At 40.2% G+C, this 22,897-nt stretch carries 21 protein-coding genes; 7 read left to right on the forward strand and 14 right to left on the reverse strand.

What is annotated here, in order from left to right:
- Both Q1R07_RS14780 and Q1R07_RS14785 read right to left on the reverse strand, forming a co-directional pair.
- Positions 1-517 (reverse strand): hypothetical protein (locus Q1R07_RS14780; protein WP_300491729.1); only part of this gene is annotated, 517 nt, incomplete at its 3' end.
- Between the two features lie 44 nt (positions 518-561).
- Entirely contained in the window at positions 562-813 is a 252-nt protein-coding gene (locus Q1R07_RS14785; RefSeq protein ID WP_300491731.1) for a hypothetical protein, read from the reverse strand.
- Positions 814-1,142: 329 nt separating this feature from the next.
- Between Q1R07_RS14785 and Q1R07_RS14790 the strand changes: the two genes are divergently transcribed.
- From Q1R07_RS14790 to ric, 6 genes are all read left to right on the forward strand, one after another.
- Positions 1,143-2,216 carry a hypothetical protein gene (locus Q1R07_RS14790; RefSeq protein ID WP_300491733.1) on the forward strand — a complete coding sequence of 358 codons (1,074 nt, stop codon included), beginning with the start codon at positions 1,143-1,145 and terminating at the stop codon, positions 2,214-2,216.
- 486 nt (positions 2,217-2,702) lie between these two features.
- The gene (locus tag Q1R07_RS14795; protein ID WP_300491735.1) at positions 2,703-3,185 is read left to right on the forward strand and encodes a hypothetical protein; all 483 of its coding nucleotides are present in this window, start codon (positions 2,703-2,705) and stop codon (positions 3,183-3,185) included.
- Between the two features lie 225 nt (positions 3,186-3,410).
- Positions 3,411-3,914, forward strand: a complete 504-nt coding sequence (azu, locus tag Q1R07_RS14800) for an azurin (RefSeq protein ID WP_300491737.1) — start codon at positions 3,411-3,413, stop codon at positions 3,912-3,914.
- Positions 3,915-3,948: 34 nt separating this feature from the next.
- Positions 3,949-4,881 (forward strand): quinolinate synthase NadA, encoded by a 933-nt coding sequence (gene nadA / locus Q1R07_RS14805; RefSeq protein WP_300491739.1) that lies wholly within the window; start codon positions 3,949-3,951, stop codon positions 4,879-4,881.
- 16 nt (positions 4,882-4,897) lie between these two features.
- Positions 4,898-6,412: an L-aspartate oxidase gene (nadB, locus tag Q1R07_RS14810; RefSeq protein WP_300491741.1), complete on the forward strand. Its 1,515-nt coding sequence runs from the start codon at positions 4,898-4,900 to the stop codon at positions 6,410-6,412.
- 11 nt (positions 6,413-6,423) lie between these two features.
- The gene (gene ric / locus Q1R07_RS14815; protein WP_300491743.1) at positions 6,424-7,149 is read left to right on the forward strand and encodes an iron-sulfur cluster repair di-iron protein; all 726 of its coding nucleotides are present in this window, start codon (positions 6,424-6,426) and stop codon (positions 7,147-7,149) included.
- Here the strand turns inward: ric and Q1R07_RS14820 are convergent.
- Positions 7,146-8,045, reverse strand: a complete 900-nt coding sequence (locus Q1R07_RS14820; RefSeq protein WP_300491745.1) for a helix-turn-helix transcriptional regulator — start codon at positions 8,043-8,045, stop codon at positions 7,146-7,148. The genes ric and Q1R07_RS14820 overlap by 4 nt on opposite strands.
- 192 nt (positions 8,046-8,237) lie before the next feature.
- Between Q1R07_RS14820 and Q1R07_RS14825 the strand changes: the two genes are divergently transcribed.
- Positions 8,238-9,299: an NAD(P)-dependent alcohol dehydrogenase gene (locus tag Q1R07_RS14825; protein WP_300491747.1), complete on the forward strand. Its 1,062-nt coding sequence runs from the start codon at positions 8,238-8,240 to the stop codon at positions 9,297-9,299.
- Between the two features lie 186 nt (positions 9,300-9,485).
- On the opposite strand, the gene Q1R07_RS14830 is transcribed toward Q1R07_RS14825, so the two are convergent.
- The 11 genes from Q1R07_RS14830 to Q1R07_RS14880 form a co-directional block, all read right to left on the reverse strand.
- Positions 9,486-11,201 carry a S41 family peptidase gene (locus tag Q1R07_RS14830; protein WP_300491749.1) on the reverse strand — a complete coding sequence of 572 codons (1,716 nt, stop codon included), beginning with the start codon at positions 11,199-11,201 and terminating at the stop codon, positions 9,486-9,488.
- A gap of 10 nt (positions 11,202-11,211) precedes the next feature.
- The gene (locus Q1R07_RS14835) at positions 11,212-11,910 is read right to left on the reverse strand and encodes an outer membrane beta-barrel protein (protein WP_300491751.1); all 699 of its coding nucleotides are present in this window, start codon (positions 11,908-11,910) and stop codon (positions 11,212-11,214) included.
- 226 nt (positions 11,911-12,136) lie between these two features.
- Positions 12,137-12,424, reverse strand: coding sequence for a hypothetical protein (locus tag Q1R07_RS14840; RefSeq protein ID WP_300491753.1), 288 nt, complete (start codon positions 12,422-12,424; stop codon positions 12,137-12,139).
- A 42-nt stretch (positions 12,425-12,466) separates the two neighbouring features.
- Positions 12,467-13,816 (reverse strand): S41 family peptidase, encoded by a 1,350-nt coding sequence (locus Q1R07_RS14845; RefSeq protein ID WP_300491755.1) that lies wholly within the window; start codon positions 13,814-13,816, stop codon positions 12,467-12,469.
- 14 nt (positions 13,817-13,830) lie between these two features.
- Positions 13,831-14,604, reverse strand: coding sequence for a hypothetical protein (locus Q1R07_RS14850; RefSeq protein ID WP_300491757.1), 774 nt, complete (start codon positions 14,602-14,604; stop codon positions 13,831-13,833).
- A 33-nt stretch (positions 14,605-14,637) separates the two neighbouring features.
- Entirely contained in the window at positions 14,638-15,483 is an 846-nt protein-coding gene (locus tag Q1R07_RS14855) for a T9SS type A sorting domain-containing protein (protein WP_300491759.1), read from the reverse strand.
- A gap of 77 nt (positions 15,484-15,560) precedes the next feature.
- On the reverse strand, positions 15,561-16,853 hold the full coding sequence (locus Q1R07_RS14860; RefSeq protein WP_300491761.1) for a hypothetical protein: 1,293 nt from the start codon (positions 16,851-16,853) through the stop codon (positions 15,561-15,563).
- A gap of 461 nt (positions 16,854-17,314) precedes the next feature.
- Positions 17,315-20,551, reverse strand: coding sequence for a TonB-dependent receptor (locus tag Q1R07_RS14865; RefSeq protein ID WP_300491763.1), 3,237 nt, complete (start codon positions 20,549-20,551; stop codon positions 17,315-17,317).
- A gap of 48 nt (positions 20,552-20,599) precedes the next feature.
- Positions 20,600-21,448, reverse strand: coding sequence for a FecR domain-containing protein (locus tag Q1R07_RS14870; RefSeq protein ID WP_300491765.1), 849 nt, complete (start codon positions 21,446-21,448; stop codon positions 20,600-20,602).
- A 156-nt stretch (positions 21,449-21,604) separates the two neighbouring features.
- Positions 21,605-22,183, reverse strand: coding sequence for a sigma-70 family RNA polymerase sigma factor (locus Q1R07_RS14875; RefSeq protein ID WP_300491767.1), 579 nt, complete (start codon positions 22,181-22,183; stop codon positions 21,605-21,607).
- 125 nt (positions 22,184-22,308) lie between these two features.
- Entirely contained in the window at positions 22,309-22,638 is a 330-nt protein-coding gene (locus Q1R07_RS14880; RefSeq protein ID WP_300491769.1) for a YegP family protein, read from the reverse strand.
- Positions 22,639-22,897: the final 259 nt, after the last annotated feature.

The following is a 22,897-nucleotide window of genomic DNA, read 5'->3' on the forward strand; positions in this document are numbered from 1 at the left end:
AATCATTCGATCGTTCGACGATATCCGACATCAATAGCAGTATATACATTTCCTCATCTTCCTTTCCACGGTTGTCCAATAACGTTGTGGCATCTTTAAGTAAGCCAAATGCAAGCGTATCTTTTCCTTTCGCAGCATAATACCTACCTAAATCACGTTTAGCCTTGGCGATATAAAAAGTATCTTTTTTTTGTTTTGAAAATGCAAGAAAATCCGTTGTAAAGGCCTCAGCCTTATCCGGAAAATACCAATACAGCGTTTCTGATTTTCCCGCAATGGATTTTAACAGTAACGAATCGATTTTGGCAGTTGTTGCCAATTGTAATGCTTTATCAATTTCTGCAATTCTATAGGTTCCGGAACTATCGGCTTCGGTAGCACTATTTTCGATATGCTTTTGGATCTGTTCGACCACAGTAGTTGCTTTGCTATTTTTATCAGCATCTTTAGAACAGGCACCTAATAAAATCGCAAAAAGCAATAAAAAAAACGGGGAATAAAACTTTTTAAGTATCATTCCCCGAAGTTAATAAAATTACAATAAGATTATGCTGTCATTTTTTATGGTTTTTTAGGTGGCTTTACAGGAATTGTACCATCTTCTCCGGTTCCTCCTCCTCCTTCCTGATTCGGTGGAATGGTATCCCCGGGTTTTGCGGCAAGATAATAGTCCTCATTTTGATACAGATTTTGTAACAGTTCATCCTGTTGTTTTGTGGACGGTGCGAAAAGTTCTTCGGCACTATTTTCTGTTGAACACGATACTAACGACAATCCCAGTACAGCAAAAGCTGCGATATAAAAATTTTTCATAAATTTTAGCTTTAAAAAAATTGGACATGGGCGTGGCTGTTCGGAACCTTGTTCCGAAGTCTAGCTTTGATTACGCCATTGATTTTTGTATTGGGAAGTGTTGGTGAGACAGAAAAAGCATAAGGGTATTATACTTCCCGGATAACGACATTACGTTTTTCCGTATCACCAGGTTAGAAGTAGTCATGTACATTTGTCCGTGAATGCATATCGGGACTGAACTAATTCTGAGGCAAATTAAAGGGCTATTTGTCAGGTTCTAAATAGGTCTTTCCGGCATTTCCGATAGTTCCGATATATCCAGTTGTATTTCCTAAATTTCCGATGATATGCCAACATATAACGATTACACAGCAGCCGTAAAGGCAAAATATGAAACTGAAAAACAAGGTCGATATGCAAGTTTTATAGATGATCCTCAACGTGGTTCATTAAAAAAATTATGTGAGCTTTTATTCAAAGCAGGCATGTCCATAAGTGATGAAAAGATATTTGCCGATTTCTTTGGCTACGACACTAAACTTGACAAAACAAAACAGCTCAGAATTATAGAAGACTTTCCTGTAGACAGTTTTCGGAGCGTTACTGATTTTTTAAAAAATAAAACACAAAGTACGAGTCGAAAAACGCTCAATTTAATTGCAGTTTTGGTAGATTTTACTCCAAGACCTCACACGCTATTTCAAAATCCTCAACAGGATGAGATAAAAAAAATAAGTGAAAAACCTGATCATAAATCCGATCTTCAAAATAAAATCGATAATTTATCCGATACCGTTTCAAAACCGTCTAATCTAACCGATGGACCAGACACTATTATTATCGGTACTCCAGGAAACGATACCCGGGAAACAAAGAAAGAAGAAGAAGAAGAAGAAGAATTAAAAGAAACCGAAGAACAACCTGAAGAAACAAAACCACTAAATACGGAAGGTGGCTCCGATCAAAATAACGAAGGCGAAGATATAGCAACAGGCATTATGACCTTTATACATCCGCCTGTTATAGTTACTCCCAAGGGACCAAATAAATGGTACCTTACTATGGGAGCCTTGATCGTTATGGTCGTATTGGTTTGGGGGTTGAATAAAACCGTTTTCACACCGAAAAACTGTATGGTATGGATGGAGGATCATTATGAGAAGATCGATTGTAATGATCCGGACATTAATGGTTACAGTGTTAAACTGGACGAAGAACTTTTGGAACACTTCCGGAAAGTTTCCTATAGTGATACATTGACATTTTTTAATCTTTATGGTAAACCGCTCATCTGGTATTCCAAGTCGAATGGTGTTTACGAATTGTTTACCTATCACGGGTTACATCCGGTAACCGAAAAAACATTAAAGCCAATTACCTACACCATTATTAACAATTTAAACAGTAATCCGAATCAATAACCGGATAAAAACAAAAAGGCCTCCGTCGGGAGGCCTTTTTTAATACCAGTTTTGTTTTTTCTTTTTGGAAAGTTTCTTTCCATGGTGTCTTTTTACATTTGAGTCGCCTTCAAAACTTAATTGTTTTTTCCTGCTTCTTGTAAAAAACCTGATAATCGATTCAAATAAATTAGACATGGGAGTTTAAATTTGCGCATCAAATATATAAAATCACAACATATTAAACATTTTAACATATACTATTTAAGACAAAAACCACATAATAATCGATGAAATCACATTTTAACACAATTTTTTAAAAATACAACAATTAAAAGCCATTCTAAATAGGTAATTTTCACCTTTCTTACGAGGTTTCTTACAACGCAATAATGCTGGTTTTTACGTCTTTTTTATGGATTATGGAAAACCGTAATCCCATCCTCACTTTAGCTCTTAAGTTTGCCCTACTATTATAACATTTTGTACAATCAAACTTAATTAATTATGGCATTCCTTACAGACTTAGCAAAAAGTTTTGCGTATGCTGCAGCGCGACAAGCAGGACGTAACTACAGTAATTCTCAAAACAATTTATATGTTGCATCGGTAAATCAGACACAATACCAAACGCCAACGGACATTAACGCCTTAAAAGAAGACAAAGAATATATTGTTATTAAATGGTTTTGGGCGACGGTACTTGCTTTCCTTATCCCCTTTGTCGGTTCGGGAATCCTACTATACCGAAGCTATATAAACTATACCAAAGATTACAAACTAATGTACTATATGGAGCGGCAGAATGTTTATAAAAGTGATGCTCGTTACCGCAATGGTTTAAGATCTTTGGGCTACCGCAACGCTAAGGTCCAAACCAAAGTCGATATTGATCAAAACAAGAAAACCAGCAATAGGATTAAAGCATGCGGTTACTTTATAATTGGTTTTGCAACCCTTTTCTTTTATATCATTGTACTTAGCCAATAATACTGTCTAAATCGGAATGCAGGTTTCAAACAATCGATACGCAAGCTGCCGCAATTTAAGGCAGCTTTTTTTATGGTTGTATTCGCTACAAATGTATTTTTAGTTATACGATAATTTATCCCAATAAAAGCTAACATTTATCATATTTTATATTTCGGATACGGTTTTATTTTGCTCTTTATAAGTATGTTAATCGCATGCAATAACCATTAAAATAATTCCGTTATGAAAAAGTTTATCCGTCTTTCGGTTCTTGTCAGTATAATCACAATGACTACAGCCTGTAAAAATCGAAACGAAACAACCGTTCCCGAAACCACTCCGACAACCGAACAAAACGAAACGGTTTCCACTTCTGAAAACACATTGGAAATTGAATCCACCGACCAGATGCAATATTCTACAAACGAGCTAAAAGCCGGTGTTGGTACTGTAAAATTAACACTAAAACATACCGGTAAGATGGATAAAGCCGTTATGGGACACAATCTGATCATTCTTAAACCGGGCACCGATATCACCGCATTTACGCAAAAAGCCGCTTTGGAAAAAGCCACCGACTATATTCCGGAATCGGAAAAAGCAAGTATAATCGCCCATACCCGATTACTGGGCGGAGGTGAATCCGACACGATTGAATTTACCATTTCCGAACCGGGAACCTATGATTTTTTATGTTCCTTCCCGGGTCATTCCGCTTTAATGAAAGGAAAACTTGTTGTAGAATAAACCGGCTATTATCTAAACTCCCGGAAAAAATATCATGAACGAAACGACCTTAATTGCCGAGATCAACCGGTTACGACAGGAAAAAAACGCCGTTATTCTGGCGCATTATTATCAGGAAAAAGCCATTCAGGAAATCGCCGATTTTGTAGGCGACAGTCTTGAATTATCTAAAAAAGCCGCCACAACCGATGCCGATATTATCGTATTTGCCGGTGTCCATTTTATGGCCGAAACAGCAAAAATCCTAAACCCGGATAAAAAAGTGCTACTGCCGGATTTTAACGCCGGTTGTTCGCTTGCTGACAGCTGCGATCCGGACGACTTTAAAAAATTAAAAGACCAATATCCGGATCATACCGTTGTGACGTATATCAATTGTTCGGCTCGAATAAAGGCGCTGAGTGATATTGTTTGTACATCGTCGAATGCTAAAAAAATCATCGCTTCGATTCCGGAGGATCGGAAAATTATTTTTGCACCTGATAAAAATCTGGGCAAATATCTGATTCAGGAAACCAACCGGGATTTAGTCTTATGGGACGGATCGTGTGTGGTACACGAAGCTTTTTCGTTAAACAAGCTAATCGATCTGTACAACCAATATCCCGGTGCTAAAATTGTAGCGCATCCGGAATCGGAAGACCCTATTTTAAAAGTCGCTCATTATATCGGATCCACATCCGGGATCATTAACTTTATCAAAGAAGATCCGGGAACTGTTTTTATCGTGGCTACCGAAGCCGGAATACTCCATCAACTTTCCAGGGATGTACCGGATAAAACGATTATAGCCGCGCCATCATATCAGGAAAACAGCTGTTCCTGTAGTGAATGTGCCTATATGAAAGTGAATACGCTTGAAAAACTATTTCGATGTCTTCAAAACGAATATCCCGAAATAAAAATCAGTGATACACTACGAACCGAAGCGCTAAAGCCAATTCATCGCATGCTCGCACTCTCCTAATTTCAATACCTATAATATGGAAAAAACGGATATACTTATAGCCGGTTCCGGAATTTCAGGGTTATTTTTTGCCATTAAAATGGCTAAAAAACGTCCCGATCTTTCCATTACTCTTTTTACAAAAGCATCGGCCGACACGACCAATACCCGCTATGCACAGGGAGGAATTGCCGTCGTAACCAATACGGAAGAAGACAGTTTTGAGCAACATATTCGTGATACGCTCCAAGCCGGAGGTGGTAGTTGTGATAAGGAAATTGTTCGGATGGTTGTAGAACAGGCTCCGGAAAGATTACAGGAATTACTAAGTCTGGACATCGATTTCGACACCACTACTTCGGGAGCATGGGATTTAGGATTGGAAGGTGGGCATTCCCATCACCGGATTCTACATCATAAAGATCAGTCCGGATTGGAAATGGAACGAAAACTATTACGTCAACTACGCCGGTATCCCAATATTGTACTGTTTGAAGACTATTTTAGTATTGATCTGACAACGGAAAACAATAGTTGTACCGGGATGACCTATTATGATAAAACCCGCAGTACGGTAAAACATATCCGATCCCGAATTACTGTACTTTGTACCGGCGGATGCGGACAGCTTTTTCAAAACACGACTAATCCGGAAATTGCCACCGGCGATGGCGTGGCGATGGCTTTCCGTTCGGGGGCCGTTATAAAGGATATGCAGTATATTCAGTTTCATCCGACCGCTTTATATGAAACCGGCAAAAATCCGCTTTTCCTGCTGTCGGAGGCGGTAAGAGGTTTTGGCGCGCATATCATTAATCATAATTACGAGCGTTTTCTTTTTAAATACGACACCCGCGGCGAACTGGCCACGCGCGATATCATTTCGAAAGCAATCGGAACGGAACTACACAAAACAGGCGAAAAATATGTTTATCTCGATTGTCGCCATCTTAACGCCAAACGTTTTTATGAGCATTTTCCATCCATAACCGATTATTGCCTGAAATCGGGATTTGATCCGGCCAAAGAACCGATTCCAATTGTTCCGGCGGCACATTACCAGTGTGGCGGTATACAAGTGGACAAAAATGCGCGGACTTCGATACAAAATCTGTATGCTGTTGGTGAATGCGCCCGAACGGGATTGCATGGAAAAAACCGACTCGCATCCAACTCCCTACTGGAGGCATTGGTATTTGCGCATCAAGGCGTACAATCGGCACTTAAAACGATCGATTCCATCCGGTTTTCAACATTGATCACTTTAAATCAACAGCCAATTAGCACCTATTCGGCATCACCGTCGATTAAGCCTTTAAAAGCGTTATTGCAAAAAACGATGACTGCGTTCTTTACGACTGAAGCACCAGATATAAATACCGTTCGGAATACGCTGGAAAAACTAAAACAAAAAGCCGATTCGCTATTTAACGGTCGCAACAGGAATTCTTTCCCCGCTTATATTGAATTGAGGAATATGCTAACGGTTAGCATGATCCTATTGGAACACCGTTATAGCACTTCCGAAATAGCATCACTCACTACATCATAATTTTTAAACGTATGAAAATTAACACCCAAACCACAATCGGAGAAATTGTCGCCCGTGATTTCAGAACTGCGGCTTTGTTCTCAAAATACAAAATTGATTTTTGCTGTAAAGGCGATCGGACACTGGAAACGGTTTGCGCTAAAAAAGACATCTCTCAAAAAGAGCTGATCGACGCGTTGGAAACCCTTTTGCACAATTCGCAATCCTATATTTCCGATTACGGACAATGGCCTTTGGATTTACTCATCGATTATATCGAAAATACACACCATCATTATGTGGAAGAAAAAACACCGGTATTGCTTCAATTTCTGGACAAACTTTGTAAAGTACACGGCGAAAAACACCCGGAATTACTTGAAATTAACACCCTTTTCAGCGAATCGGCCGGAGAATTAGCCATGCATATGAAAAAGGAAGAACTGGTACTTTTCCCTTTTATCCGGCAAATGGTAAAAGCTAAAAATGAAGGTTCCGATCTAAAACGTCCTCATTTTGGTCCGGTTTCAAACCCTGTAGCCATGATGCGACACGAACACGATACCGAAGGAGAACGTTTCGATAAAATCGCAACACTTACCAATCAATATACACCACCTACTGATGCGTGCAATACCTATAAAGTTACGTATGCGATGCTTCAGGAATTTGAAAATGACCTGCACAAACACATCCATCTGGAGAACAACATACTGTTTCCAAAAGCGATTCTATTAGAAAGTGCTTTTACGGTTTAATTATTCTGAATCCGGTATTCGTTAGGCGATTGTCCAACATGCTGCTTAAACGATCGGCTAAAATGTTGCGGATATTTGAATCCCAATTCATAGGCAATTTCACTCACCGATTTATGTCGGTCGAACATTCGCTCTTTAGCGGTATTGATCACTTTTGACTGAATATATTCCTGAGCCGATTTACCGGTTTCTTTTTTGATCAGATCGCCAAAATAATTGGCCGATAAAAACAACTGCTCGGCGCAATATCCCACAGAAGGCAACCCTAAGGTCTGCGGTTTCTCCGATTGGAAATAGTCGTTAAGTACGGTTTCAAAACGTTCCAATATCCCTTTATGGGCTGTGTCCCGGGTAATAAATTGTCGGTCATAAAAACGTACGCAATAATTCAGGAACAATTCGATTGTATTCACGATCAGTTTTTTACTGTGCTTGTCGATCGGTTGTTCCAGTTCCTGATTGATTTTTTGAAAACAATCGATAATGATTTTTCGTTCACTTTCAGACAAGTGCAACGCTTCGTGTACATCGTACGAAAAAAAGCTATACTCATCGATATGACGTCCCAATGCTGTTCCGCGAATCAGATCCGGATGAAAAACCAGTGCATATCCCTGAGGCTGGTAAAGTTCTCCGTTGTTTTCGATTCCCATAACCTGACCCGGCGCCAGAAATACAAGCGTTCCCTCCTGATAATCGTAATAATTACAACCATAGCGCAGGTTTCCGCACTTTACATCTTTTAAAAAAATAGTATAAAAATCAAAATTCAGCCGGATCGTAATCTTTTTATCCGACTTCGAAAGGTCAATTACACTCACCAACGGATGCTGTGTATCAGTATTATAATAGGCATTGTATTCGCTTACGGTATCAAATCGTACGATATTTTCCATGATCATTTTATTTCGGGAATCAAAGTTATTGCATAATTTTATTGTATGTACCATTCCATTATTATAATCAGTGATATTGGTAGGTAATTCTGTAATTCATATACGCCCCGGTTTAAAAATAGATTGGAATTTTGCAACGTTCATAATCGTATCACCAAACTAAAAACAAATCACATAAAACTAAAAATCACTATGGAAAAATTTAATGTAAAGGCATACGGTACCCATGCTATCGAAGCCGACCTGGAATTAGTAACGATTCCGCGAAGAGAGGCTACGCCTAATGATGTGGAAATTGACATTCTGTACTGTGGTGTTTGCCATTCCGATTTACACACGGCTCGTAATGACTGGGGCGGTACGGTTTATCCGGCAGTTCCGGGACATGAAATCGTAGGGAAAATCACAAAAGTAGGCAGTGCCGTAACCAAATTCAAAGTGGGCGATCTGGCAGCTGTAGGCTGTTTAGTGGATTCCTGTCGCGAATGTGCACATTGTAAAAATGATCTGGAACAATACTGTATTCCGGGATTTACCGGAACATATAACAGTCCGGACAAACACCTAGGGTTACAGACCTATGGCGGTTATTCCGAAAAAGTTGTTGTTGACGAACATTTTGTACTAAGAGTACCCGAAAATCTTGATCTTGCAGCCACTGCGCCATTACTTTGCGCCGGAATCACCACCTGGTCACCATTACGCCACTGGAAAGTAGGCAAAGACAGTAAAGTAGCCGTAGTTGGTTTAGGTGGACTGGGACATATGGCGATCAAACTGGCCAAAGGATTAGGTGCTCATGTGACTTTATTTTCGCGATCACCTAAAAAAGAAAAAGACGCTTTTGCTTTGGGTGCAGATGAAGTGATCATCTCAACAGATGACGCACAAATGGATACTGTAAAAGGAAAATTTGATTTGATCATCGATACCGTTCCTTATGTTCATGATGTGAACCATTATATTCCAAGCCTGACCATTAGCGGTACTATCGTATTGGTTGGCTATCTTGGAAATCTGGAGCCGATGCTAAACACTGTTCCAATGATTTTGGGTCGAAAATCCGTTGCCGGTTCGGTTATTGGCGGTATAGCCGAAACTCAGGAATTACTGGATTTCTGCGGAAAACACAATATTACTTCCGACATTGAAATCATCAAAATGCAGGACATCAACGAAGCGTATGAACGTATGTTAAAAAGCGACGTACGCTACCGTTTTGTAATTGATATGGCTTCACTGAAAAACAACTAAGTCAAAAAACAAAAAGGATGGAAAAAATTTCCATCCTTTTTTATTACAAGGCTCTCACGGAATCGCTTTCCGATTGTTTTCGACATTCGGATCCAACAATAGTCTATTCGGATCCAATGCTACGGCAACCGTTATATATAATTAATATTCTGAAAATAATAAAAATTCAAAAATAAGCTCTTGTTTTTATTTTGAAGACAGGTGGTTTACAGCCGCTTCCATTACCCGATCGACAAAAGTATCCGGAGCATTTTCCATCTGTGTTACTTCAGCATCGGTGGGAGGTGCTACATAGATGTCTGGTTTTATCCCGATACCTTCTATTATTTCACCATTAACATCTTTTACAGCAGAAAAAGGCATATAAAAATAAAACCAGCTATCGGCTATAATACCGACGACTCCACCATTAAAATCTGCGGGATTGGGGGTAATACCGGCTGTTGCGCCATACGTATAATCTCCAATAGAAACAACATGATTCCCCTGACTTTTCAGCAATAACACCGTTATTTCCGACATGCTGGCACTATAATTATCCGTCAAAATAGCTATAGGGATGTTAGAAGGAATACCTCCTAATTCATGAGGCTTTGTTTTTTGTGGAATCCAAGGAGTATAGTCAAATCGTCCATTTCCTTCTTTTGTTCTTTCATAAGACCATATCGTACTTTTTGTGACCAAACGTTCTATAAAAAATTGTAGATCTTTTACAGCTCCACCACCATTACTTCTTAAATCAAGAATCAGCTTTTTAATCGTTCCTTTATGCAATGGATTCAGAAGATTCTGATAGAAAGGAGCCCGCTCAATAACAGCCGTAACGGCTTTTTCAAAATCATTTATATTGCGTTCATTTCCAATATACTGCCCCATTTCACTTATAAACCAATCAATATAGAGCCTACTTTCAGGAGTCAGAACAGTGGCATAGGTCTCCTCCTCATTATAAACCGGCAGCTCATCATATTTTATTACTGCGGATTGTGCAGCCTCCAACAAATCGTCAGATACGATTTCCGTAGCCCTGAACTGCCTGCACTGAGTCCTGAAAACATTTAACTCCGGAGCTATTGTAAAAGCCTCCCACTTACTTTGTATATCGCGGGTAAGCACTTTTACATTTTCTCTAACTGTAAGATCTGTGATTCTTTCCAGCAAAAGGTTATTTTCAATGTTACGAGTACGTAATCCCAATTCATTCTGATTGTTATCGTTTAAAAATTTAGAGCTCAGAAATTTTGTCAGGTCGCTTAAATACAGTGAAAACGAATCATAGGTCAAATAATAGATATCCGGATTTTTTTTTACACTTCCCATCAGGTAGGTGATCGAACGGTTACTATTTTTCACTCCCGGTATCGCCGTATATTTCTGACATATGGTATCATTTCCTAAATAATTTTTTATATATCCAAGCTTCGATGAAAACATATAACTATTTGCGTGTTGTTCTTTCATTCCGCCCCGAAATCTAAAAATACCATACTGATAACTATTTAAAGGTATCTTTATCTTTACAAAAAAATGCCTGTCAATAATAGGGTTTATAATGTCGATAAAATAGTGTAAGGCTTTAACTTTGTCAGTATCAATTTCATTTTTATCGTCTGTACTTCTGCCAAAAGTTTTTAAAGCTGAAAATTTCGGATAATATTCATTGTAAATAGCGTCCCAATCCTTGCCATCCTTTCTTTTTTGCTCATAAAAATAACTGTAACGCTGATCCATAACCATCCAGAATACTTTAAAAAGATCTGCATAGGATTTAACATCGTTCCTAGTATACTGTTCCGGTGCGGTAATCGGATATTTATCATCCAGTTCACAAGCGTTAAAAATCAGTATCGCTAGTAGTACTCCTAAAACAAAAGCTGTTTTTTTATATAATTTTACGTACATAAATCCATTTTTAATTAAATTGATAAGAAGTTCCAGCGGCAATCCTATAAGATTGAATTGTTTTTTGCATATTTTTATTCGTATTAGCCATACTGATATCGGACAATCCATACTGATAATTACCGGTACCATAAAATGTCCACTTTTTAAAAGAATATCCCAGACTTAACTGTCCTTGCAAACCATAACCAAGCCGATTTAGCATATTTTCATTTTTTTTAAAATCATACGTCTCCGAAACTTTTTTATATCTATTTTCTGTTAGCGCGATATACTGTCCTTTCCGTTGCAAACGCATCAGGTACTCGATGTAAGTACCACCGGCTATTTTAAGCCATACACCCTGGCTTTTATCAGCGGAGCTAAATACCGTAACGCCTACCAGAAAAGGTATCGAAAGGAAATCATTATAATATTTTGTATACCATCCGAGTCGGCTGCCTGTTCGCCTGAACGTGTAATTTTTTTGCAGGAACGATACTGCTGTTTTCAGAAAAACCGGTTTCCGTATCGCATATTCTCCCGTAAGACTAGCACCAAAACCATAGCTTCCACTATATTTCGATTCCACTAAATTAGACAGGTTGGCATTGAGGTTACTATAAGTATATCCCATATCGAATCCTGCCTTAAATTTACTTTGTGCCTGCAATGCTATACTTGAAAGAAAGAAGTAAAAACAAAACAACCAAACTACTTTTTTTACCATAATTTAACTGAATATAAAACCATTAATAATTATAGAAGTTATTACAATTGAGAAGACTTTACTATTTTTCAGTATACTTGTCCTTACAAACTCCATATTAGTCTTTACCTACGCAATACAATTTGGTCGCAAGCCATAAAAAAAGCCGATCCTGTTACAGACCGGCTCCAAAAACTAACTAATTATTCCTGTGGTAATTTATGAAAAAGATTGTATTGATACGATTTTAGCGGTATTGATGTTTTCGTTTTAGCTCGGTATTCATTTTCCGGATGCTTTTATACATCACACTTTGAACTGCCTTGCGTTTTTCTTCGTACCGCTTGGTACAATTGTCCAATTCCGTTATCAGATTCCGGAATTTTAGATGGAGCATTTGTAACTCTTCCACACCCTGACGGGTTTTATGATCATCTTCAACCGATACCGTATGGGTCGAAATACGAGCCAGTTGTTCAAATTTTTTAAACGCTTCGACGATAACCTGATGTTCCTTGGTGTTGATTCCCCGCATATGATTAAAACTAAAATACTGTTATGATATAAGCATCGCCGGCTAAAATGCCAATGGTACTAAAGGAATTCCCTCCGTATCGATATGCGATAGCGGTAGAGAAATCGTTTTCGGCGATGTTGTTTTATTTCCGTGTCCTAAAATGTGTTGTAGTGTTTTTTGCAGCAGCAGTTCCTCCGAATCGCCCAATGGTAACACGGCAAGTCCTTCCAACTCGTTTGCCTCGATTACGGGCTGAATTCCGCTGCTATAATTGCCCTGATCGTTTGCATTAAACAATTTATAAATCGACGGATACAAAATCCATCCCGGTTTATTCGGATTCCGGTTATCCTGAATTGGAAATCCGGCTACATCTTTTCCTACGGTTTTTTCGCCAATCGTAATCACTTCCATATAGGGCTTTAGATTGTTGATTATAATTTCGGAAGCCGATGCCGTTCGGTTTCCGCACAATATATATATCCGTTGCAATTCCGGATGTGCAGCGCGCAGTGTTGTAAAATCCACCTGCGATTCATTCATGGCCAAAGCTTCCGCAAACGATTGCGATACGGTTCCGCCATTGGCATTGCCGCGGTATCGGATAAACAAATTCCCCGGTTCGATTTGTGGCGCCAGTAAAACACTAAGTGCCGCAGCCGAGGCTATATCACCACCGCCATTATAACGGAGATCGACAATCATTTCGGTGACCGACTGACTTTTAAACTCCTGAAAAGCCTGTAAAAAAGTTCCGGCCATTCCGGTATCAAAATGGGGTATCATCAGGTATCCGACCCGTTTGTTTTCCAATGCTATTATTCGTTTTAAAAGCGGTTGTCCGAAAGTATAACCGGATCCGATTTCTTTATGTACCGGGTTTGAAAAACCGGATTGCGGATCGTATCGAACCCGGTCGACTATAGCTGTTTCGGACTGCACCAACTCCCGATATACGGTATTATAATTACTGCTGGTGACAGCCACTCCGTTAAATGTTGTGATCAAATCACCACGGGATAAACCGTGATTTTGTGCCGGAGAACCAGTAAGGACGTAGAGTACCACGCCGTATACCTGTCCCTGATGGTTTATAAAAGCAATATCGAAACCAAATTTCCCCCGAAGGGTTTTGGATAATGTTTCCGGTAACGATGGGTGTATGGTATAGGAAAAAGGATCGTTCGAATGGCGCAATTGTTCCAAATAATCTTTTGGAAATACCGACAAATCGGTTGCTATCGGTAAATTTCCATTCCACAGATAATAGCGTTTCATCTGTTCGTACATCCATTGATTCACATAGGCATTCGTTCCTTCTTCATATACCACCGTAGCGTCGTCTTGCTGACAAGAGGATAGTCCACCAAGAAATAATAATCCTCCGAATAATACCCACCAGGCTTTCATATTTTCGTTCTATTTTAAAATTGAAAAAAATCGCATAAATCCAGTGTTCCCTGAACACCCGAAAAATTTCCACCGGCATCCTGTTTTTCTTCCAGTACCACCAATCGCGATTTGTTGTTCTGCATCACCATAGCAACTACTACCGGTTGCCCATTACTTCGATACGATTCGGTGGTTCCGTGTTTGACCAGTTCCATACGCAGAATGGGCGGCGCGGCAAACGGAAATTCCACAAAATTGCTAAACGTTTCTTTGGTGATATTCTGAGCGACACCCAGCACTTGTCCGCTTAGATTACGGATAATCCCATCGATCGGGCCATCATAACCGCTATTGGAATACCGATTCAGTGTCGGGAAAATAAATTTATAACCGGTTCGTCCCGACTGACTTATGGTTCCGGGTGAAAAAGACAATACGTCGTTAATCCACAAGCCCGGTTTATAGAAAAAAGACAAAGTATCCGGGCTGTTAGCTTGCGTAAAAGCATAGGACCCCAAAAGCTGCTGTGTCGTTTTTACCCGTACGTCCATATAGCGCGCCTGTCCGTTATAATATACGAATTCATAATCTTTGCTGATTGTCCCTCCTAATGTTTCATGCTGGTTGATTTTTAAAAGCGATCCATTGGAAACAATCTGAAGCGAATCTTCCTGTACCACACCCCGAATCACTATTTTTCCCGGTGCCTGTTCGTCGTAATACGGTAGCATATTGTTATCGCAGGACACCCAAAAAGTAGCGATTCCTCCCAAAAGACCTAGCCTCGTCAATGTTGTTTTATACATATAGTGTTGTTTTAAAAAACGGTATGCTTTTATTTATTTTTTGATGAATTTTATTTTTTCGGTTACGTTTCCATTTCCTACAACCGCAAAATAAATTCCGGCCGGTAAATGACTAACGGCGATCACATCGGTAGAAAAACGGGCTTCTTTTACCAACATTCCGGATGCATTGTACACATAAACAGTAGCATTGGTCATATCGTTTGTACCCGATACAAATTCCAGATTATCGCCCACCGGGTTTTGTTTTAAGGCAAATTTTGTTGCAGAAACCTCCGCTACACCAAGAAGATCCGTAGCGGTAATACGTACCTGATCCACTTCGATTCCAACGCTGACCAAAGCATTCATAACCAAAGCAAAATGCACTTCCGTTTGTCCGGCAAACTGCGAAAGATCGACCTCATAATCATGGAAAAATTCGCCATCGTTTGTCGTACGAACCAACGATAAGGCCGTAGGTGTTCCGGTTTGTAAAACCATTGGATCGGCAGAGGTGCCTACATACACCAATAAATCACGGGTTCCGTCGTAGATAGCTGTTTGTGCATTGATGATCAATTTTATGGAACCGGTATAAAACGAAAGATCGATCACCGGAGAAACCGCCCAGTTGTTTTCGTCACCCGATAAAGGCGAACCGTTTGTCAGGTTAATATGATAGCTTCCCAATATGCTTTTTGTCCCGTCGATTACTTCGCCATTCCCGCCCATTTGTATGTTTTTACGGGAAATCCAATTACTGCCGTTACCGTCCAGATCCTGTAATGACCAGTCGGAAACAGTACTGTTATTAAACGTTTCTTCCCAGATGGTAAATTGTGCCGAAGCTGTTGCCGACACTAAAGCAAATGCTGCTAATAGTAGTTGTTTTTTCATTTTTTTGTTTTTTTAAAAGGCATGAGAAGCCACTACTTCTCATGCCGGTTTGTATTTTTTTACTAATCCTTATGGTATTAGAAATTGCTGAATTTTGTCCATCCGCTTGTCCATCCAGATTCCGTTTTAAAGGCTCCTGTATTTCCGGAAAGGTTAAATGATCCAAGATTAAAGAACGGTTGTGAAATTCCCAATGGTAAAGCCGGGTTATCGGTATAGGTGCTGTTTCCGAAACCTAAAGAAACCGTAGCCGGCGTTACGAAAGCATGAGCCGATACTGCACTCCATGAAGAACTTGAAGCTACAGAAGGTGCTTCCCAACGAATACCTGTGTTATAACCGGTAACCGTTACATCCTGAAGTGAAATCTGACCTAAACGTCTTACGTGGATTGCATTTTCATATGCATTAGCATCAGCAGGGCTGCTCATTCCCACGATAGACATTTGAGAAATTACCGGTTTTGTGATGATCGTAGTAGCGGTACCGGAAGCGTTGTTGTCTAACTCGATTCCGTTAGAATCCGGATTTCCGGAACTGGTACTATGTGTTGAATTTTTATCGGCAATAGCGATCGCTTTTGTGATGCTTCCTGTATATCCTAAATCGAAATCGAAGTTATCGTCATCGGCAGCAAATGAAACCAAGTGTGTTGCACTTACTTTTCCACCGAAAAACTCATACGAGTCATCTCTTCCGTATGATACCTGAATGTGATCCACTTTAGTAGCGGCACCTACACCACCAAAAGTAAGTCCGTTGATTTCCACACCGTTTACAGCGTCAAGAATACGTCCTGCAAATTCGATACGGATATAACGTAACGTACCGGCATTGTGGTTAAGATTCGTACCTCCATAATAGAAATCACCTACGTTTGGCTGATCTCCTAAACCTTCGATTACGTTTGTATTCAAGCCATTGTTCACTTCGTCGTCACCTAAAATAACAACACCTCCGAAATCACCTGGTGTAGCTCCGGTAGCAGCATTACCGTCTAACAGGTTGTAACTTGTAAAGATAATTGGTGCTTCAACAGTACCTTTAGCGTCAATTTGTCCTGATTTTGTAATTACCAATACTCCGGTAGCAATACCCGTAGCAAGTGGTTTTGCTTTGATAAAAGTTCCCGGCTGGATTGTTAATACAGCTCCGTTTTTAACGCGAACCACGCCTTCGATTTCCCAAACTTTGTCGTTTGTCCAGGTAGTACTTGTTGTAATATCACCTGATACGGTTTGAACCGCAGCCGGATATCCGGTATAATCGGCACCGGAAGCCTGCATTTTAAAAGAAGAATCGGCAGAATCGTCATTCTGACACGAGAACAGCGTTAAAGCTGAGGCAACTAACAAAAAAAATTTTTTCATAATAATGTAATTTGTTGGTATATTTGCTGCTAGCTTAGTAGTAGGTCTTTGGGAAGGCAGCAATTTTCTTTCCTTAGACCTTTCTTTTTTTGAGGTCATCCCTCATTTTATACCTGATTTCCGTCTTTCTCCGCCAGGATTTTATTCGGGAGAAAGGTTTACAGCATCGGACTTCTTTTTGGCTATCTGACCGGCAGAACATAACTCGGAACGATAAACGCATTACTACCTTTTCGGCTTTCGTTTGCACGATGGTTGTCGTTATTCAACATTTTATACGTCGGACATTTTTCCTGCCTGATCTAAATTTTTCAAAGAAGCGGTTTTACAAAACAGTACCTATTTCTATCTATATTAGCTTTGTAACATTCAAAATATCACGCTATACCATCAGGCTTAACCGTTTCTTAATACCTATAACACCGCTGTAATATTCGCATAACATTTTGTTAGGCAAGGCTTTAAAAACTATAATTAAGCGACACGCTGATTGTCCTTCCTGTAAAGGCTTTAAACAACTTTCTATCAATATTTTCATCGTAACGGTTTGTCGCCCCGGCACCAAGACTATACTGATCTCTCGGGTTCGAACCATACGCCGAATTCGTAATATGCGAATAGCTGTTTTTGTTGTTATACGTTTCAATCGGACTATCGAACAGGTTTTTCATATTGCATTTTAATTCCAGGTTTTTATTTTTCAAAAACTTACAACTTACCTGAACATCCGTTTGAGCATAAGGCAGTCGGATTTCTTCGGCATCATAATCGAAACCGACCAAAATATATTGATCACCTGTGGCGTTATGGCGGATGCTAAATCCCAGACGGTCACCGATATAATCCAATCCGAGGTTATAGGTATACGGCGATTGCCCGAAAAGCGGACGATCGGCTTCATACAAACCTCCCGTTCCATCGATTTTTACATAGGAGGTTACTTTGGTTTTATTGATCGCAGCATTGGCATACAGGTAGATTTGTTCCAGGGCTTTTCCTTCGCCTAAAAACGACAGGTTTTTAAGGATTTCGGCTTCCAGTCCCCAAAGTTTGGCGCTATGGGAATTCATATTATAGATACTTCTCGAACCCCCATCGCCACCAATTACCGTTACCGCTTCGATTGGATCCTGAATGTTTTTATGGTATAAGCCTACCGACATGATCTGTCCGAACGATGGAAACCATTCGTATTTCAAATCATAATTTTCCGATACGGACGATACAATTCCATCGGTCCAGTTGAGTACTTTAGCGCCGCGAACCGGATCGAAATACGGGATTTTTAAACGTTCCGAAAACTGCGGACGCATAACCGTTTTGGAATATCCCAAACGGATATTCGTTTTGCTATTCGGACTTATGGTTACATTGACTGATGGCAGGTATTGCCACACTTTATCGTCTTTTTGAGAACCTTCGAACTGCGCTGCATTGTCCGACTGACTCGAGATTTCTTTATACACATAACTTTCGGCACGCATTCCCCAAACCACGCGTACCCACGATCCGAATTTATGATCCAGCATCAGGAAAGGCGCATGGGTTATCACTTCACCTTCGTAGGCACTACCGTAGTAGTTTAGTTTTTCCCATCCGAAACCACCGTAATAATAATGCGATCCGTCCAAAAGTTCCGATAACGGATAATACACATCTGCCCGATCCGATCCTTGTCCAACGACTTTTAAAAGGGAACGTTCCTGGAAATTGGTGGCGCGTTTATAGGTTCCGAAATAACCGGCTTTAATATCGTTTTTAACCGATCCGATCGAAAAGGAACGATTGATATTTGCACCAACGTTATAATCGTCTTCACTATTGCTAAAATTGGCTCGGGCGATATTCGCACCCGGATTATACACCTGATGGTACAACAAGATATCGTCGCCTACTCTTTTGCGGAACTTGGTCAGAAAAGTAGCATCGCGGGTATCTTTGTCGACGCGACTATACGCCCCAAACCAGTTGACTTCAAAATCATTAAAACGATGGTTTCCTTCGATCTTGTTTTGTAAAAATGTTTGAAAAACCGGGTAGTTGGTTTCTTCCGTATCCGGCAGATCGGTTCCGTTTAAGATATCGTCTACACTACTTCCGTAATAATTCCAACCGGTAATTTGCGTGAGTTGGTTATCATAAATATGCAACAAGGTATTCCGCATGGTAATCCGGTTGTTTTTTAACTGAATTCCGGCGTTTAACATTCCACCCAAAGTCGAATTGAAATTATAGGACGCACCGGAATTTTTAAACCCGTATTTCTGAAGTGTGGAATAACCGCGATCGGTTTCGGGCGTAAAATACGAGTTGTGCATATAGGTTCCTCTTTCGGTATGATCAATATCCAATGTGGTTTGTGTATTCCGAAACATAATCGAACCGACAAATCCCCAACGGTTGTTGTCTTTCATTTCAAAAGCCCGTCCTAACGCAAATTGTAACGACATACCCGGGTCGGCTACGTTTTTATAGGTCGAAAAATTATCCTGTGTAAACTGTCGGGATTGTTGGAAAAAAGGTTCCGATCCGGCTTGTGCTGTTGGCGTCGGAATATGGACCAACGATGGATAGCTCCGCGTTCCGTCATCAAAACCCAGATAATCAAAACGCCCGCGTTGTTTCGAGAGCTGTTCTTTAAACGTACTGCGGCTGTTATACGAATTCCCTACGGTAATACTGGTAAAATCTTCCCTTGGGATATCTTTGGTCTTCACTTCCACATAACCACCGGCAAAATTGGCATTCATATCAGGAGTCGCGGTTTTACTCACCACCACACTTTCTACCATAGCCGTCGGAATAATGTCGAAAGCAAAATTTTGTTGCTGCGCATCGGTACTCGGCAGATTTACACCATCCATTACCGCCTGATTCCAGCGTTCGCCCATGGAACGTACCACCACATATTTATCGTCAACCGTGGTGATTCCGGTGATTCGCTTTAGGGTGCTTCCGACATCGTTATCCGGTGTACGGGAAATTTGTTCGGCCGAAATTCCATCGGAAAACTGGGCTGCTTTTCGTTGTTGTCGTAATAAACCTTCGGTAGACGCAGCCGATTTGTATTGCTGTACGCTGATGACCACCTCATTCAGTGCAATGTTTTTATGCGCGCCCGACTTTAACGCTACGTTTAGCGGTGTCGTCTGACCTTCCTGAACCGGTACGTTTTCAATGAGCTGCGTGGTATACTCCTGAGCCGATATTTCCACGGCATAATTTCCGGGTTCCAGATCCAATACAAAATCACCATTGTTATCCGTAAATGTGAGTTTTGCTCCGGGTTGCGTAAGCACCATCGCGTCATATAACGGCGCGCCATAACCGTCAACGACTCTACCGGTTATCCCTTGTTTTTTTTTTTTAGCCGCGTCCCTGTTGTGAACGGCAATATTATTTCCGTTACGTCTAAAATTTAAAGTGGTTAGCTGTTGCAATTCGCCCAGTAAAACGTCGATCGCTACATTTTCCTTTTTCAGCGTAATTCGGGGTGTATTGAGTGTTGTTGTATTCTGATAAATAAACCGATAAGGTGTTCTGGATTCCAGATTTTCGATAATCTCTTTCGGGGAAGCATTTTTATAATCGACCGATACGGTACCGGTTTGGGCCAGCAGATTGACCATTCCCAGAAAGTATCCGAAAAGCGTTAACCGGAACAAAGCCGGAAGTCGCTTGAAAATAGTGTTGTTCATGATTTGTAAAAGTGTTGTTTGTATTAAGCGTTAAAAATTGATTACAGTTTAGTCGCTAACAGTATAGCTTTGATTTCCGGTTTTGGTAATGGTAATACCCAAAGCAAACGACAGTGTTTCGAACATTTCCGGCAATTGCTGACGGGTGTGCAGTGTTCCGCGCATCGTGAGTTTTTTCAGATCCTCACGGGCATAGGTAATGGTTATTCCTTTAACCGGTTCCAATAACTGGAATACCTGTTCGAGCGTAAGACCATCAACATCCAGCAGCGTTTTTTTCCATTCCGGTTCCAGCAGTGTGATCTTTTGTTTTTTCAGACGCTCACTTGTGGGCATAAAAACGGCGGCATAACCTCTTTCCAGAAAAACGGTTGTCGTACTGTTGGCGACTTTAACTTTTCCGGTACGAACCGCGACCACCGGTGCTTTTCCGTTATAAGCCTTTACGTTAAAAGACGTTCCCAATACTGTGGTTTCGATACGTCCGGAATGAATGATAAACGGTTTGGAAGGATCCCGTTTTACTTCGAAAAACGCTTCCCCGGTTAACGTTACCTTTCGTTGTTTGCCATTAAAAACCTCCGGATATTCCAGTTTCGAATTTTCATTGATCCAAACACGGGTACCGTCCGGTAATCGTAATAAACGGACATCATTCGGAAAGGTTTGGGTAATAATTGTCTTTTCGGGAAACAGGTTTTCAGTAAAAAGTAATTCATAGGCGACTACCGAAAGTAGCAAGGCGGCACAAGCAGCTGCCGCCCAACGTGACCATTTTACCGGTTGTTTAAAAGTAGCCTTTTGGATACGCTTCCACATACGGCGTTTGGTGTCTTCCGGTAACAATCCCTGTTGTGGAATCTCGTCCCAGATCTCTTTTAATCCATTCAATTTCATTGCATTTTTTTTTATGTTGCGCAACACACATTGGTGTTTTACTTACATTAGGAAGGAATTGCAGGAAATATCACGGGAGAAAAACAGTCTTAATAATTATTTAAAAAAGCTGCCCGATCGGAAACATTACGATAACAATGGTACTAGCGTTTCAAATCAAAAATCGATATAAACGTGGTGAACAAACATCAGAAGAAACCAGTACAGTTCGTTATTTTTTACCGAATGTTTTTTGAGATATTGGAGTGTTTTGGAAATCTGGTTGGCTACGGCACCAGGGGTCATGTTCATTTCGGAAGCGATCTCTTTATAGCTGCGCTCCTCGAATTTGTGTAGTGTAAATATTTTGCGTCTTTTTTCGGGAATCTGACGTAGTAACTGTTCGATCTGTTCAAATCGGGAATCGAGTACCTCATCCGATTCGTAGGTGGTATCCATTTCGGAAATGATCTGTTTTTCTTCGGTTGTAAAAATCCGATTCTGTTTTTGATACCATTTGGAGATTTCCTGTTTGGAGCTTTTAAACAATACCGATTCCAAGGCTACTTCCGGATTGAGTTTTTTCCGGTAATTCCATAGATGGATAAAGACATTTTGGGTCACATCTTCGGCATCGGCGGGCTGCTTGGTATATTTCTTTACAAAGCAATACACTTTAAAGGCATACAGATCATAAATTTCCCGGAAACAAGATTCGTCATCTTCGCGTAACCTTATAATCAAATTAGCACTCATATTGCCCATAATTGTAGGTATGTATGCGTACAAAAATAACACAAACTGTCATCAATAATTGGAATCGTCGGATATTTAAAGATTTATTAATATATAAAAAAGTCGGCTATAAAGCCGACCTTTTACTAAGACTCATCTTCAACCAAAGCCGTTGGTGCATTTTGCTTTACGGAATCAATTCCAGTTTCACGAGCCGATTCGGATTGGTACATTTGACTGGTTCCGATAATTTCTCCATTACCCGCTTTGAGGTTAAAATACAGCCTCCCGTCTTTCGCCGTTTCCCTTGCATAACGGGCATCCAATTGTGAGTTTTCACGTACCGATTTGATGCCGTTCAAACAACCTGCTTTGGCAGTATAGCCTTCGCTGGTAAGGATTACCTGTCCGTTGTTTGCTCTCAGATTAAACTGAAACTCATTGTTCGTTCTTCTTGTAATTACAAATGTTCCCATTGTTATAATTTTATTGTTACTAATTGACTACAATAGTATAGCGGCATTTGCTATAAAAATTACGGGTTTTCGCAAAAACACTTTTTTACGTTGCAAAATTTATAACACATCACCTTTATTTGTTTTTTGACAAAATCAATTTATAACCGATTCGTATAACGGAAGTTTGTCAGCGTGTCAAACACTATTTTCAAAACGAACGGCTTTGGCAACCGTCAGCACTTCGCGTCAAGGCATTCTGGCGATAGTACCCGGAAAC

This window comes from Flavobacterium sp. (assembly GCF_030146175.1).
In the GTDB taxonomy this organism is placed as follows: domain Bacteria; phylum Bacteroidota; class Bacteroidia; order Flavobacteriales; family Flavobacteriaceae; genus Flavobacterium.